Annotated in this window: 13 protein-coding genes; 4 read left to right on the top strand and 9 right to left on the bottom strand. The window is 71.7% G+C overall.

The genetic code is table 11. The annotated features are described in order from the left end of the window. Window positions 1–6: 6 nt before the first annotated feature. The 4 genes from FGM06_RS07220 to hisB form a co-directional block, all read right to left on the bottom strand. The gene (locus FGM06_RS07220; RefSeq protein ID WP_144798425.1) at window positions 7–615 is read right to left on the bottom strand and encodes an IMP cyclohydrolase; all 609 of its coding nucleotides are present in this window, start codon (window positions 613–615) and stop codon (window positions 7–9) included. 469 nt (window positions 616–1,084) lie between these two features. Further along, window positions 1,085–1,678 (bottom strand): KEOPS complex subunit Cgi121, encoded by a 594-nt coding sequence (gene cgi121 / locus FGM06_RS07210; RefSeq protein ID WP_144798424.1) that lies wholly within the window; start codon window positions 1,676–1,678, stop codon window positions 1,085–1,087. Next, window positions 1,675–4,158, bottom strand: a complete 2,484-nt coding sequence (locus FGM06_RS07205; protein WP_144798423.1) for an ATP-dependent DNA helicase — start codon at window positions 4,156–4,158, stop codon at window positions 1,675–1,677. The genes cgi121 and FGM06_RS07205 overlap by 4 nt, the downstream gene beginning before the upstream one ends. Window positions 4,159–4,251: 93 nt before the next feature. Next, window positions 4,252–4,848, bottom strand: a complete 597-nt coding sequence (gene hisB / locus FGM06_RS07200) for an imidazoleglycerol-phosphate dehydratase HisB (protein ID WP_144798422.1) — start codon at window positions 4,846–4,848, stop codon at window positions 4,252–4,254. Window positions 4,849–5,024: 176 nt separating this feature from the next. Here hisB and FGM06_RS07195 point away from each other — a divergent pair, with 176 nt between their 5' ends. Genes FGM06_RS07195 through FGM06_RS07185 form a run of 3 tightly spaced genes read left to right on the top strand, consistent with a single transcriptional unit; the run spans window position 5,025 to window position 6,610 of the window. Further along, window positions 5,025–5,951, top strand: coding sequence for a tetratricopeptide repeat protein (locus FGM06_RS07195; protein WP_144798421.1), 927 nt, complete (start codon window positions 5,025–5,027; stop codon window positions 5,949–5,951). Window positions 5,952–5,973: 22 nt separating this feature from the next. Next, a complete protein-coding gene (locus FGM06_RS07190) occupies window positions 5,974–6,273 on the top strand; it encodes a DUF424 domain-containing protein (RefSeq protein WP_144798549.1) in 300 nt (99 codons plus the stop codon). Between the two features lie 10 nt (window positions 6,274–6,283). Continuing rightward, window positions 6,284–6,610 (top strand): hypothetical protein, encoded by a 327-nt coding sequence (locus tag FGM06_RS07185; RefSeq protein WP_144798420.1) that lies wholly within the window; start codon window positions 6,284–6,286, stop codon window positions 6,608–6,610. 29 nt (window positions 6,611–6,639) lie between these two features. Here FGM06_RS07185 and FGM06_RS07180 read toward each other — a convergent pair whose 3' ends face one another. The 5 genes from FGM06_RS07180 to FGM06_RS07160 all read right to left on the bottom strand — a co-directional run bounded on the left by FGM06_RS07180 (window position 6,640) and on the right by FGM06_RS07160 (window position 12,908). Continuing rightward, window positions 6,640–7,752, bottom strand: coding sequence for a pyridoxal-phosphate-dependent aminotransferase family protein (locus FGM06_RS07180; protein WP_144798419.1), 1,113 nt, complete (start codon window positions 7,750–7,752; stop codon window positions 6,640–6,642). Between the two features lie 96 nt (window positions 7,753–7,848). Then, a complete protein-coding gene (locus FGM06_RS07175; RefSeq protein ID WP_144798418.1) occupies window positions 7,849–8,106 on the bottom strand; it encodes a DUF7561 family protein in 258 nt (85 codons plus the stop codon). Window positions 8,107–8,598: 492 nt separating this feature from the next. Beyond that, window positions 8,599–9,753, bottom strand: a complete 1,155-nt coding sequence (locus FGM06_RS07170) for an ABC transporter ATP-binding protein (protein WP_394348613.1) — start codon at window positions 9,751–9,753, stop codon at window positions 8,599–8,601. Next, complete coding sequence (locus FGM06_RS07165) at window positions 9,743–11,560, bottom strand: ABC transporter permease (RefSeq protein WP_144798416.1); 1,818 nt, start codon at window positions 11,558–11,560, stop codon at window positions 9,743–9,745. Before FGM06_RS07165 ends, FGM06_RS07170 begins: the two co-directional genes overlap by 11 nt. Before the next feature lie 10 nt (window positions 11,561–11,570). Further along, a complete protein-coding gene (locus FGM06_RS07160; RefSeq protein ID WP_144798415.1) occupies window positions 11,571–12,908 on the bottom strand; it encodes a thiamine ABC transporter substrate-binding protein in 1,338 nt (445 codons plus the stop codon). Window positions 12,909–13,044: 136 nt separating this feature from the next. Here FGM06_RS07160 and FGM06_RS07155 point away from each other — a divergent pair, with 136 nt between their 5' ends. Continuing rightward, on the top strand, window positions 13,045–13,866 hold the full coding sequence (locus FGM06_RS07155) for a hypothetical protein (RefSeq protein WP_144798414.1): 822 nt from the start codon (window positions 13,045–13,047) through the stop codon (window positions 13,864–13,866). Window positions 13,867–13,915: the final 49 nt, after the last annotated feature.

Raw genomic sequence — 13,915 nt, 5'->3', positions numbered from 1 at the left:
CCGCCCCTACTCGTCGCCGTTGTCGAACGCCAGCGTCACGCCGTCGCCGTCGACGGTCGCGCCCGCGGCGCACACCGGGTGCTCGAAGTCGGCGCCGAGGAGTTCGCTCGCCGCCGCGCCCGCGTCCGGCGCGTCGGCCTCCACCGCTTCGAGCGCGTACGGCTCCGGGCTGTCGGTCTCGTAGGTGGCGACGATCGTCGGCTCGTCGACGGCCTCGACGAGCAGCGCGTCGCGGCGGACGACGCCGATCGTCGCCGTCTCGCTCCCGACGACGCCGGCGATCCGCGGCGTGTCGTAGTCGTCCTTCTCGAAGTCGAGCGCGAGCAGCGGGGTCGCCAGCGCGTCGCGCGCCGGGTACCCGAGCTCCAGCTTCTCCGCGATCGGGTCGACGTGCGAGCCGTTGCCGACGACCGCCAGCGGCTCGTCCGTCGGCGTCCGAACCGCTCGCGCGCAGTTGTACGAGACGTACGGGTTGTCGGTCTCCGGGGCGTCCGGCGTCGGCCCCACCGTGAGCGTCCCGTCGCGGTCGAGCACGCGCCGATTCGGGAACGAGCGGGAGGAGACGCGGTAGGCACCGATTCCGGGAGCGACGACGACGAATCGTCCGACGTACATACAGCTTCGTGGCTATTCAGTCGAGTAAAACGCATCGATATACGCACGTTCGTCGATCAACGCCGACTCGATCGACGCCGCCGGCGGGGGCGGACCCGGACCGGCCCGTGGACTCGGCGGTGTCCGTCGCTCCGTCTCCGCCTGTGAACGCGTGACAGAGGGCCGGCGACGCGCAACGCTTACAAACACGCATAGGCTATCGGTGAGTGCGCACAGTCCATTGGGGTAGTGGCCAATCCTGTTGCCTTCTGGGGGCAACGACCCTGGTTCGAATCCAGGATGGACTATTCTCGCGGTTCGCCCTCCTTCGACCGTGGCGGCCCGCTCCGTTTCGTTTGCGGGGGTCCGTTTCGCGTGGATCGCCACGTTCCCTTCGATGCGTTCCTTCGCCTGGAATCAAACGCCGCTCACGTACTGCGGTTTCCAGTAGAAACGAAGGGGTATGCGAACCGTTCACCCGTGTTCCCGATCACTTCTCGACGTCGAGCAGCGCGACGCGCTCGCGGACCACGTCGGCCAGGTCGCCGGCGGTCGCCGCGAGCTCGCGGTCGGAGACGTCGAAGAACTCCCTGACTCGGTCCGCGTCGAACCCGTCGTCGTCGGCGCCCGCGTCGGTCGTCAGCTCCGCGACCGCGCGCTCGGCCGCGTCGAGGTCCGCGGCGGGTCGGCCCGCCCCGGGGACGCCGCCGAAGTCGGCGACGAGCACGACCGCGCGCTGATCCCCCTCGGAGACGCCGAGCGTCAGCGCGCGGTCGATCTGCCGGCGGCCGGCCGCGTACAGCATGACCTCGACGCCCGGGTCGCGCGCGACGGCCTCGTCGCGGGCGATCGCCCGGGCGGCGAGGCGGGTCGCGGCGCCGAGGTGGGCGTCGGAGACGACGAGGTCGGCGTCGAACGCCTGCACGACCGTGCCGGTCTCGGCATCGATGGCGTCGAGCCGAGCGAGGAAGGCGTCGAGGTCGTCGATGGCGACCGTTCCGCGGACGAGGCGGTGCGGCGGCGTCGGCGGGTCGGGGGGTGTACCGTCGCTTCCGTCGTCGCCGAGGGCCTCAGCGTCGCTCACTCGAAATCACCCAGGCTCGCCTGCCCGTCGCCGCTCTCGTCGCTCGCGGAGCCGGCGGTCGCCGCCGCCGAGGCCGACTTGTCCGGCCGCACGTCGTCCATCGACGGGTCCTCGCGTCCCGCGTGTTCGAGGATGCGCTCGGCGGTGCGCTCGCGGCCGCGGAGCGCGCCGAGCACGACCGCCTTATCGGCCTCGCGGAGGTCGGTGCGGCCCTCGACGCCGGCCTCGTACAGCCTGCGGGCGCGCTTCCGGCCGACGTTCCGGACGCCGGCCAGGTCGAGCAGCTCCTCGCGGACGCCGTACTCGATCCGCTTGCGGGCCTCGCGGACCGCGACGACGACGTCACCGTCGACGCCCTCCACGTCGCGCGCGAGGGTCTCGGCCGCGCGCAGCAGCCACTCGGCGGTGTCGACCTTCCCGCGGATGTCGCCCGGGCCGACGCCGTACCGCTCGGTGATGCGGTCCTCGTCGACCTCGTTCGCCCAGTCCTCCAGCAGGCGGGCCGTCTTCAGCGACGCGAGCCAGTCCTCGAAGCGCACGTCCTCGTACTCGGAGGGCACGTCGCCGAGGAACTCGGTCTCGCGCTCGTAGCAGAGCTCGGTGTACTCCTCGCGGTCGCCCGACTTCAGGTAGAGCTCGTACATGTCGGGAGTGCGGCTGACGAGGTGGTAGAGGCCGAGCGGGGTGACTTCGGGAGCGGCGTCGGCGTCGTCGCTGGACTCGTCGAAATCGCTCGCGGCGTCGGAGTCGTCGTTCGCCCCGCCCTCCTTGCCGGCCCGCGTGTACGTCCCGAACCCGGGCTCGTCGGTGTCTCCGTCGCCCTCGGCGGTCATGACGAACTCCCCCTCGTCGTCGCCTCCCGCACCGACGCTCCCGGCGCTCCCGGACGCCCCGACCGAGCGGAGCCCGTCGATCATCTCCGCGGCGCTCATCGGGTCGAGGTAGAGCCGCGAGACGGTGTGGCCGATGCCGGTCGCGGTCAGGCCCTCGCTCCCGCCGTCGCGGTCGCGGTCGACGAAGCCGTTGACGGCGAGGTAGTCGAGGACGGTGTCGGTGACCGCCGCGAGCCGTCCCTCGTCGTCGGTCTGCGTCGCGTAGAGGGTGTTGTCGAGGAAGGAGAGCAGCCCGTCGCGGGTGGAGGCGAACCCGGAGGCGACGGTGGCGAGCACGTGGGTTCTGAGGGCCGGCTCGGCGGCGAGCTTCGACCGGACCGGCTCGGGGTCGGCCCAGAGGTACCGCTCGAACAGCTCCTCTTTGGTGTCCGCGTCGTTCGCGAGCAGCACCGCCTCGCCGTACGGGTCGAGCCCGGGCCGCCCGGCGCGGCCGCACATCTGGTGGACCTCCAGCACGTCGAGGGGTTTCATGCCGCCGAACTCCCCGTCGTAGCGGCGCCAGTCGCGGACGATCACCCGGCGGGCGGGGGTGTTGACGCCGGCGGCGAGGGTGGGCGTCGCGGAGATGCATTTGATGAGCCGGTCGCGGAACGCGTCCTCGACGAGCGACCGGTGCTCGCTCGCGAGCCCGGCGTGGTGGAACGCCGACCCCTGCTCGACGGCGTCGGCGAGGTCCTCCGACGTGTCCGTGTCGGAGACGCCCCGGATCTCCTCGGCGAGTTCGCGGAGGCGGTCGCGCTCGTCGTCGGTGAGTCGCGACCCGGTGACGTCGGTGAGCTTCCGGGCCGACGACTCCGCGTTGCGCCGGGAGTTGACGAAGACGAGCGAGGAGCCGCCCTGCCCGTCCTCCTCGGTGTCGAGCGCGTCGGCGACGAGCCGGGCGGTCTGGTCCTCACCGCGCTCGACGGGGACCTCCCGTTTGCTCCCGTCGGCGAAGTCGACCGCGTTGCCGAAGTGGACGCCCATCCGGAGGTCGATGGGTCGCCAGTCGGACTCGACGAGCCCGGCGTCGAGCCAGTCGGCGATGACGTCGGCGTTGCCGACGGTCGCCGAGAGCGCGACCGTCTGGAGCCCGGGGTTCACCTTCCGGAGCTTCGCGAGGGTCACTTCGAGGGTCGGGCCGCGGTTCGGGTCGTCGACGAGGTGGACCTCGTCGCTCACGACGCAGGTGAGGTCGTCGATCCACGGCGCGCCGTTGCGGATCAGCGAGTCGACCTTCTCCGAGGTGGCGACGATGATGTCCCGGGTAGCCAGCCACTCGCCGTCCGACTCGTAGTTGCCGGTGGAGACGCCGACCGTGACGCCGTGGTCCTCCCAGCGCTCGAACTCGGTCTTCTTCTCGCTGGCAAGCGCGCGCAGCGGGACGATGTACAGCGCCTTTCCGCCGCGCTCGATCGCCGACAGCATGGCGAGCTCGGCGATCAGGGTCTTCCCGGAGGCCGTCGGCACCGCGGCGACGAGGCTCTCGCCGTCGACGACGCCGGCCTCGACCGCGGCCGCCTGGGGCGGGTACAGCTCGGCGACGCCCTCCGCTTCGAGCGCCTCGCCGACGCCCGCGGGGAGCCCGGAGAGCGAACTCGGTTGCATTGGTGGAGGGTGGGTCCCGACCCGATTTAAACCGTCGGAACGGGGCGGTGGCGGGGGTCGGCCGCCGGTCGACCGCGCGGGGCGGGCGCTTCGCTACAGCTCCCCTTTCGTGCTCGGCGTGTCGCTGCGGCGCTCGTCGAGCCGCGTCGCGTCGTCGAGCGCCCGCGCGAGCGCCTTGAACAGCGCCTCGACCTCGTGGTGGGCGTTGTCGCCGCGCTCGACCGCGGCGTGGAGCGTCAGGCCGGCGTTGTGCGCCAACGACAGCGCGAAGTGGTCGGCCATGACGCTGGTGAACTCGCCGACCGACTCCTGGGAGAACTCGCCCGAGAACTCGTAGTACGGGCGCCCGGCCACGTCGACGACGACGCTCGCGACCGCCTCGTCGAGCGGGACCCGTCGGTCGGCGTACCGTCGGATGCCGCGCTTCTCGCCGAGCGCCTCGTCGAACGCCTCGCCGAGGCAGATCGCCACGTCCTCGACGGTGTGGTGGTCGTCGATCTCGGTGTCGCCGTCGCAGCGGACCGTCAGGTCGAAGAGACCGTGCTTGGCGAACGACGCCAGCATGTGGTCGAAAAAGCCGATCCCGGTGTCGACCTCGCCGTCGCCGTCGCCGTCGACCGCGAGGGTGAGCTCGATCGTCGTCTCGCTCGTCTCGCGGGTGACCGCGGCCGTCCGGTCGTGCTCGCTCATACCGGCCCGTCGCGGCCGATTCGTAAGTCGGTTGCGGGTGTGGCGGGGTCCGAGCCGGAGGGAGCGCACGTCTCGGCCGGAGCGGTGGAGGCGTTCGCCGCGCCGTCGCCGACAGCGACCTCCCCGTTCGGTCGGCGACGCAACCCTTACGCGTCGTGACCGTCAAAACCGGGTATATGACCGACGAACGCGACGGCGACCGCCACGAGTTCTCCGCGGGGCAGGGCGTCGACGCCGACTACGAGGAGTTCACCCTCGACCCCGAGGAGATCGACGCCGACCCGAACACGGTCGACCCCGTCGACTCCCGCGTGCTGACCGACATCCTCGACCGGCGCAACGTCGAGAGCGACGCGATCGACGTCGAGCGGCTCATCGACGTCGGCCTCTCGTACATGGGGATCAACCGCTTCGAAGAGGCGACGGAGACGTTCGAGCGCGCCGCCCACTTCGCCGAGGAGGACTCGCTGGAGGCCCAGGAGGCGTGGGTGAACAAGGGCGCGGCCCACGCGGAGTTAGAGGAGTACGACGAGGCGATCGGCGCCTACGAGGAGGCGCTGCGGATCGACGACGACTCCGAGCACGCCGCGACCGCCGAGACCAACCTCGCGTACGCGCTGTGGGAGTTCGGCCGCACCGAGCAGGCGCTCGAGCACGCCGAGCGCGCCGTCGAGACCGACCCGCGCTTCGCCGAGGCGTGGTACAACCGGGGGTTCCTGCTGGTCGAGCGCGGGCTCGCCGAGGACGCCGTCACCTGCTTCGACAACGCGATCCGCCTCGGCTACCGGAGCGCGGGCGTCTTAGAGGAGAAGGCGCGCGCCCTCGAAGAGGCCGGCGAGCACGAGCAGGCCGAGGAGGTCGCCGACCGCGCCGACGAGATCCGCCGCGAGGCCGAAGAGCAGATGGTCGAGGAACAGACCGGACAGGCGCCCGGACCGGGCGGGCGGGGCGGGCAGGGCGGTCGCGGTGGCGCCGGCGGTCCGGGGGGACAGGCGGGCGGCCGCGGCGGCCGGGGCGGCCGCGGCGGACAGCCGGGCGAGCGCGGCGAGTCGGCCGACGCCCCGGAGCGCGAGCTCCAGGGCGAGGGGCCCGAGGGCTTCTGAGATGGGCGACCGGGCCCCGAGGATGCTCCTCCGCGAGCGCGAGACCGCGGAGGGGAGGCTCGTCTCGGTCTGCGACGCGGACTGCCTCGGCGAGACGTACGAGGACGGCGCCGTGACGCTCGACGTCACCGAGGAGTTCTACGGCGGCGAGGAGGCCGTCGAGGCGAGCGCCGAGGAGGTCGTCGCCGGGCTCGGCCGCGCGCAGGTCGCGAACATCGTCGGGAGCGAGGCCGTCGGCGTCGCGGTCGAGGCCGGGCTCGTCGACGAGGAGACGGTGCTCGAGGTCGGCGAAACCCGACACGCACAACTGCTCTGGCTGTGACCCGGCCCGTATGAAGCGACTCGGGAGGGAGGAGCTCGCGGCGCTGTTGGAACCGCAGCCGCCGTCGGACGCGTTCTGGACCCGCGCGGTCGCCGCCGAGCGCGCCGTCATCGGCGTCGGACCAGCCGCGGTGGACGGCGAGCGGGAGGGCGAGGACGGGAGGCGGGCGCGTCGGAACCGTCGACGGCGCGGCGAGCCCGGACCGGACGGCCCGCTCTCGCCGGGCGACATCGTCGACGTCGGCGACCACTCGTTCGTCGTCGTCGGGGTCGAGGAGACGGACGCCGGCGGGCGACGGTACCGGATCGACCTCGTCGAGCCGCGGTCGGACGAGTAACCGCGTTTATGTAAAAGCGTCCGGCCGCGCTACAGCCCGGCGACGTCCTCGATCGCGTCCGTGAGCTCCTTCACGCTCTCGACCGTGTGCTCGCCCATGTGACCGATGCGGAACGTCTCCTCGCCGAGCTGCGACCCGTACCCGTTCGAGAACGCCATGTCGTACTCTTCGCTGACTTCCTCGATCGTCGCCGCGACGTCGATCCCCCGGGTGTTCTCGATGCAGGCGACCGTCTGGGACTCGTACCCCTCCTCGGGGAACATCGCGAAGTGCTCGGCGGCCCAGTCGTGGACGTACTCCGTCATCTCGCGGTGACGCTCGTCGCGGGCGCGGTGGCCCTCCTCGAGCATGTGTTTCATCTGCTTGCGGTACGCTAACATGATCGGGATCGCGGGCGTCGAGTGGGTCTGGCCCTTGCGCTCGTAGTAGTCGATCGTGCGCCGGAAGCCGCCGTACCACGAGGAGGTCCCTTTCTCGACCTCGCGCTCGTAGGCGTCGTCGCTGACGACGCACACGGCGAGCCCCGGCGGCATCGCGAACGCCTTCTGGGTGGACGCGAAGATGACGTCGATGTCGTGTTCGTCGATGTCGACGTAGTCCCCGCCGAGCGCGGAGACGGCGTCGACGACGAAGTACGTGTCCGGGTAGTCGGCGACGACGTCGCCGATCTCCTCGATCGGGTTGCGGACGCCCGTGGAGCTCTCGTTCATCACGGTCGCGACCACGTCGTAGTGCTTGTCGGTCGATTCGAGGACCTCGCGGATGTCCTCGGGTTTGACCGCCTCGCCCCACTCGTACTCCAGCCGGTCGACGTCCTTCCCGAGCCGCTCGGCGACGTTGGCGTGGCGCTCGCTGAAGCTCCCGCAGGTCGGCACCAGGATGTTCTCGTCGACGAGGTTCAGCGTCGACGCCTCCCAGAACTCCGTGCCGGAGGCGGTGAGAATGACGACGTCGTTGTCGGTTCCGAGGAACTCCTTCGTGTCCTCGACGATGGTCGTGTACAGGTCGGTCATCCGGTCCATGCGGTGGCCGAACGGCGACTCCGTCATCGCCTCGATGACGTCGTCGCGGACCTCCGTCGGGCCGGGGATGTACAGCGTCTTGTCGTCGTAGTCGTCTCGGTATTCGCGTTTCTTCGTCACGGGATCCACCTGATGGATCGTATCGGGTCGCGAGGCAGTATGTTCCTTGTGGTACGCTCGAAAACGAGGTGTGGCGTCCGCGCGTCGGATCGCGCCCTATCGCCAGTGCCAGAAGTCGTTCCCGTCCTCCTCGACGGGATCGGTGCGCTCGCGGAGGTCGGCGACGTCCGCCTCGGTGGGCTCGTGGTCGTCAGGGAGCGCCTCCATGCACTCGAAACAGAGGAAGAACTCGGTGCCGTCGGTCAGTTCGAGCGTCATCCCCTGCGTCGACTCGAACGCGAAGTTCCACAGGTCGCCGATCCCGCCGGCAATTCTGACGGACCGCTCGCAGACGAAACACGACTCCGAGGCCATACGCGGGGTAGGGGTTCGGGCCGGTAATGGGTGTCGCCGCTATACTTGGTTGACGCGAGCGGCGGCGATAGGGAGATTGACGACGGGTCGACGGGAGACGCCTCCAAAGCCCCAGCCGTGAGGCTGTACGTGAGCGATGAATCCGCAGATAACACCTCCAAAGCCCCAGCCGTGGGGCGGGCGCACGCTCGCTGTCGTTCGAAAGGCGCTCCGCGCCTTTCGTGATGACGAGACGCCTCCGGCGTCTCGAACCACGCTCCTCGATCGCTCACTTCGTTCGCTCCTGCGGTGCTTGCGTCCCCTGCGCCCGCCCCACGGCTGCCCCTTTGAGTCCCGGCCCCGCACAGCACCGCACCGCAGCCTCACGCCTCCCCAACCTCGCCGCGGCCGCCAGCGGCGGCCGCGGGCTCCCTCGCACGCGCTCCTCGCGGCCGCCAAAGGCGGCCGCTCAGAGGCGCGCGCCACCGCAGATTTAGTTATAACTAATCCTCGTCACGCCCCGTCGACGCCGATCACGTGCGCGTCCCCGGGGTCGAAGCCGACGACGACTTCCCCGGAGAGGGGGTCCCGCGTCCGGACGACGAGGTCGCGCCCGCCCCAGTCGAGGGTCACCCGCGTCGTCTCGCCGAGGAACTCCGCGCTGGCGACGGTCGCCCGAATCCGGCTCTCGCCGCCGTCGATCCGCAGGTACTCCGGGCGGACGCAGAAGGCGAGGCGGTCGCCGACGGCGACGCGGGAAGCGTCATCGACCGCGACCCGGAGCGTCTCGCCGCCGGCGTCGACGGCGGCGACCGCGGGGGCACCGTCGGCCGCATCCTCCTCCTCGACGGCCGTGACAGGGCCCGCGAAGACGTTGTTGTCGCCGACGAACTCGGCGACGAACCGGGTCGCCGGCTCGCGGTACACCGTCCGCGGGGGCGCGACCTGCTCGGGCGCCCCGTCGCGCATCACCGCGACCCGGTCGGAGATCGCCAGCGCCTCCTCCTGGTCGTGGGTGACGTAGACGGTCGTGATCCCGAGTTCGGACTGAATCTTCCGGACCTGCACCCGAAGCCGCTCGCGGAGCTGCGCGTCGAGCGCGCTCATCGGCTCGTCTAAGAGGAGGAGGTCGGGGCCGGGCGCGAGCGCCCGCGCCATCGCGACGCGCTGCTGTTGCCCGCCGGAGAGGCTCTCTGGCTCGCGGTCGGCGGTGTCCGGGAGGTCGACCAGTTCGAGCAGCTCCGTCACGCGCTCCTCGCGGGTGATCCCCTCGGGCGGGTCGGCGAAGTTGAGCCCGTAGCCCACGTTCTCGCCGACGGTCATGTGCGGGAACAGCGCGTAGTTCTGGAAGACGACGCCCACGTCGCGGTCCTCCGGCGGCACGCCGGCGACCGACTCGCCGCCGAAGCGGACCGTTCCGGCGGTCGGCTCCTCGAACCCCGCGATCAGCCGGAGCGTCGTCGTCTTCCCGCAGCCCGAGGGGCCGACCAGGGTGAAGAACTCCCCCTCGCGCACCCGGAGGCTCACGTCGTCGACGGCGGCCGCGTCGCCGTAGCGCTTCGTCACGCCGTCGAGATCGACGGCGGGCGGAGCGTCGGGATCGCCCGCCGACGATCCGGCGGACGTCGCCTCGGCCGCGGCGTCGGTGGCCGACCGCTCAAAGTCCACGGTGCTCACCTCCGAGCCGCTCGATGACGACGAAGCTGAGCCCGGTGACGACGAGGAGGACGACGCCCATTGCGGTCGCCGGTCCGAGCCGACGCCCGATGAACCGTTCGATGGCGACCGGCATCGTGTACGCGTCGGCGCCGGTCGCGAGCACCACCGTCGCGGTGAACTCGCCGATCGAGATGGCGAACGCGAACGCCGCGCCCGCGACGACGCCGGGCCACACGAGCGGGAGCTCCACGTCGCGGATCACCCGCGCCCGCGACGCGCCGAGCGCTCGCGCCGACTCGACCAGCGAGCGGTCCAGTCCCTCCAGCCCGGGCGCGACCGTCCGGACGACGAAGGGGTAGCCCGCGACCGCGTGCGCGACCACGATGGCGACCGCGCCCGACGCCGCGATCCGCCACCCCGCGACCTCGACGCCGAAGACGAGCCCGCGGAGGAGTCCGAGACCGACGACGATTCCGGAGACGGCGAGCGGCGCCATCGCGGCCGCGTCGACCAGCTTCCGCCCGCGGTACCGCCGCGTCGTCAGCACGGCGACGACGACCCCCATCGGGAGGGCGATCAGCGTCGACGCCGACGCGAACGCGAGCGAGTTGCGGATCGCGGGCCACGGTCGCACCTGAAACGCCGCCCCCGTCTGCTGGCGGTCGACGAGGAACCGGTAGTGATCCAGCGTGAGCGCGCCGTCGCCGCCCGTGACGCTCGCGAGGACCATCGAGGCGATCGGCGCGAGGAAGAGGACCCCCACGGCGACGCCGTAGGCGGCGAGGCCGACGCGGGGAAGCACCTCCCGCGCGCTCGGCGCCGCGGGGAGCAGGCGCTTGCGCGGGAGCGGGCGGGCGCCGCGCGCGCTGACCGTGTTCCGCGCCTCGTAGCGCAGGTACGCGAGGAGGACCCCGAGCGAGATCAGGAGCTCGACGATCGCCAGCGCGGCCGCCTCGGCGTAGCTCAGGTCGCGGACGAGCCGGTAGACGAACACCTCGATCGTCGCCAGCTCGAACCCGCCGAGCGCGAGGACGATGGGGAAGGTGCCGAACGTGAACACGAAGGTGAGCGCCGCGCCCGTCAGGACGGCGGGGTACACCTGCGGCGCGACCACGTCGTAGAACGCCCGGGTCGGCCCCGCGCCGAGGCTCCGGGCGGTCTCGACCGCGCGCGCGTCGACCGACTCCCACGCCGCGGTCGTCACCCGGGCGACGAGCGGCGCGTTGTAGAAGGCGTGGGCGATCACGATCGCCTGAAGGGTGAACATCAGGTCCACGGGCGGGAGCCCGAGCGCCGACAGGACGGCGTTCAGGGTCCCGTTGGTGCCGAACGTGGCGACGAAGCCGACCGCGACCATGATCGACGGGAGGACGAACGGGACGATCGTCAGCGACCGCAGCGTCCGGCGGCCGGGGAACTCGAAGCGCGCGAGCAGGTAGGCGGCGGGGAGCCCCAGCGCGACGCTGGCGACCGTCGACAGCGCGGCCTGATACGCGGTGAAGCCGACGATCCCGAGCCGGCGGTCGGGCCCGAGATAGGCTTGCGCGACCGCGAGCGGCGACTCCCCCGCGAACAGCCGGGCGAGCTCGCCGAAGTAGAAGGGGTCGCGCAGCAGCGCGGCGAACACCGAGAGCGTGGCCGCCCCGTCGACGACGACCGCCTCGATCAGGACCGTGCCGACCGGGTAGTAGAAGGCGGCGACGAGCGTGAGGCTCGTGGCGACCGCGAGCGCGGTCAGGAGGCGCCCCTCGAGCCGGTCGCGGAGAGCGCGCGTGCGACGGCGATTCGCGCCGCCGTCGCTGCGACGGTCCGTCACGCGGTCGCCCTCAGTTCCCGGCGTACTGCCGCTCCCAGGCGTCGATCCACTCACTGACCGAGCCTTGGAGCTCGTCGTACGTGAACGTCACCGGTTCGGCCGGCTCCTTCGCGAGCTCGGCGTAGTCCTCGGGGAGCGTCGCGGTGTCGGTCGCGGGGAAGGCGACGTTGCGCTGGGCGATCTCCCCTTGCACCTCCGGCTCCAGCATGAACGACATGAACTCGCGGGCGAGCTCGGGCTCGTCGGCGCCGGCGAAGACGGCCATCCCCTCGGGGGTCGCGTACGCCTGGTCGTTCAGGAATCGGATCCGGTGTTCCTCTAAGTTCGCGCCCTCCATGTCCGCGAACACCTGGTCGGTCGAGTAGGAGACGACCATCGGCGCCTCGCCGTTGCTCCAGGCGGTGTACGCGTCGTCCCACGAGCCGAGCACCCGCACGTCGTTGGCCTGGAGGTCCGCCCAGTAGTCGAGGTAGTCGTAGTCGGGGTCGCCGTCGCCGCCCTCGACAGCCTCGCCGTCACCGTCGCTCGCGACGCCGCCGTCGCCGAAGCGGTGGATCGTGTGCAGCAGGAACGAGCGCCCCGTCGAGGAGCCGCCGGGGTTCTGCGCGATGAGCGCGCCCGAGTGCTCGTCGGCGAGCAGCCCGTCGAACGTCTCCGGGGCCTCTATCGACGTGCCGTCGTAGACGAGGCTCACGTAGCCGGTGTCGAAGGGGACCGCGCGGTCGAACGGGTCGAAGAGGAGCCCCTCGCGGACGTCGCCGAACCCGCTCACCTCGCCCCGCTCGGCGAACAGGTCGTCGTCGAGCCGGTCGTCGACGCGCACGAGGTCGTCCGTGGTGAGCCCGACGTAGAGGTCGGCGTCGACCGACACTCCCGAGGCGGCGCGCTCGACGTAGTAGTTCAGCTCGTTGTCGGGCGTCGCCCACTCCAGTTCGGCGTCGAACCGCGACTCGAACTCCTCTTTGAGCCACTCGCCCGGGCTCACCGAGGGGGCGTCGATGAAGCTGGTGTACGTCGCGACCGTCAGCGTGGGGGTCTCCTCGTCGTCTCCCCCGTCGTCCGACCCGTCGTCGCCGTCGGACTCGTTCGCTCCGTCCTCGCCGTCGCTCCCGTCGTCGGAGCCGCCGTCGCTCCCGTCGTCGCCGGTCCGCTGCGCGCTGCAGCCGGCGAGCGCGAGCGCGCCGGCTGCGCCGCCGAGCGCGAGGAACCGTCGACGCGTCCGCCGGTCGGCCCCCGGTCGCGTCCGCGGCGCGCTCGGGCCGTCGTCGAGAGCCGCGTCACCGTCGGTCGCCGCGCCTTCGTCGATGACCGCGTTCGGACCGGTGGCCGAGTCCGTGTCGTCTGTCATTACTGGGTTGTCACACCGAGTAGTTATAAGGGATCCGTGTCGGTGGCGACGGGAAGGACCGAGCGGAGGGGCCGGCGGTATCACGCGCGATACCGCCGTCGACACCGATTTACGAGGGCGCGCGTTCCGGGGAGGTATGACCGAACCGACGACGGGAGACGCGACCGGAACCACGCGCCGTCGACTGCTCGCCGCGGGCGCGAGCGCCGCGGCCGTCGGCCTCGCGGGCTGTCTCGGCACCCGCGACGGGCCGGTGCCGGAGCCGACCGTGACGAGCGACCGGATCGACGACGGCTGGCGGCTCCTCGACGAGTCGGAGAGCACGGTGTTCGAGCAGGCGTACGGCCCGGTGACCGTGCGCGCGCTCGAACGCACGCTGATCTACGAGTACGTCTCGGTCGCCGAGGCGCTCGACGAGACGTTCGACGCCAGCGGGTCGCCGGTGGTGTTCTTCGCGACCCGGATCGACCTCAGACCCGCGCTCGACGGGCTCCCGGCCGGCGTCGGCCGGGACCGGCTGATGACGGAGGTGGAGACGGCCGCGGTCGACGCCTTCCGCGCGCAGCTCCGGAACGCCGGCATCGAGGACCTCGAGGAGGTCGACGAGGGGACCACGACGGTCACCGGCGGCCACACCGCGACCGCGTGGCGCTTCGAGGGCGAGTTCGCGATCGACGGGGAGGTCCCGCTGCCCGACGGGTCGACGACGGCGGTCGACGAGCCCGTGGACGTCACGGCGCGGCTCGCCGTCTGGCACGACGGCACCGACGTGCTCGTGGCCGGCGGCGCGTTCCCGTCCGAGGCGGTCACGGCGGTGCTCGGCGACGCGGTCCCCGGGTCGATCGACGGCGAGACCGTCGTCGAATCGATCGCCGACGCGGAGACCGCCGAGGCGCTCGCGACCGATCCCGCCGCGTTCGACGAGGAGATCTCCGCGCTGATCGTCTCGGTGGAGTGAGGCCGGCAGCGAGCCGTCGCGGCCGCCGCGCCTCGGCGGCCGCTTCCCG

Origin of the sequence: Halorubrum depositum, from assembly GCF_007671725.1 — an archaeon.
In the GTDB taxonomy this organism is placed as follows: Archaea; Halobacteriota; Halobacteria; order Halobacteriales; family Haloferacaceae; genus Halorubrum; species Halorubrum depositum.
The sequence above is the reverse complement of the archived record's forward strand: the minus strand, read 5'-3'. Positions and strand labels throughout refer to the sequence as shown.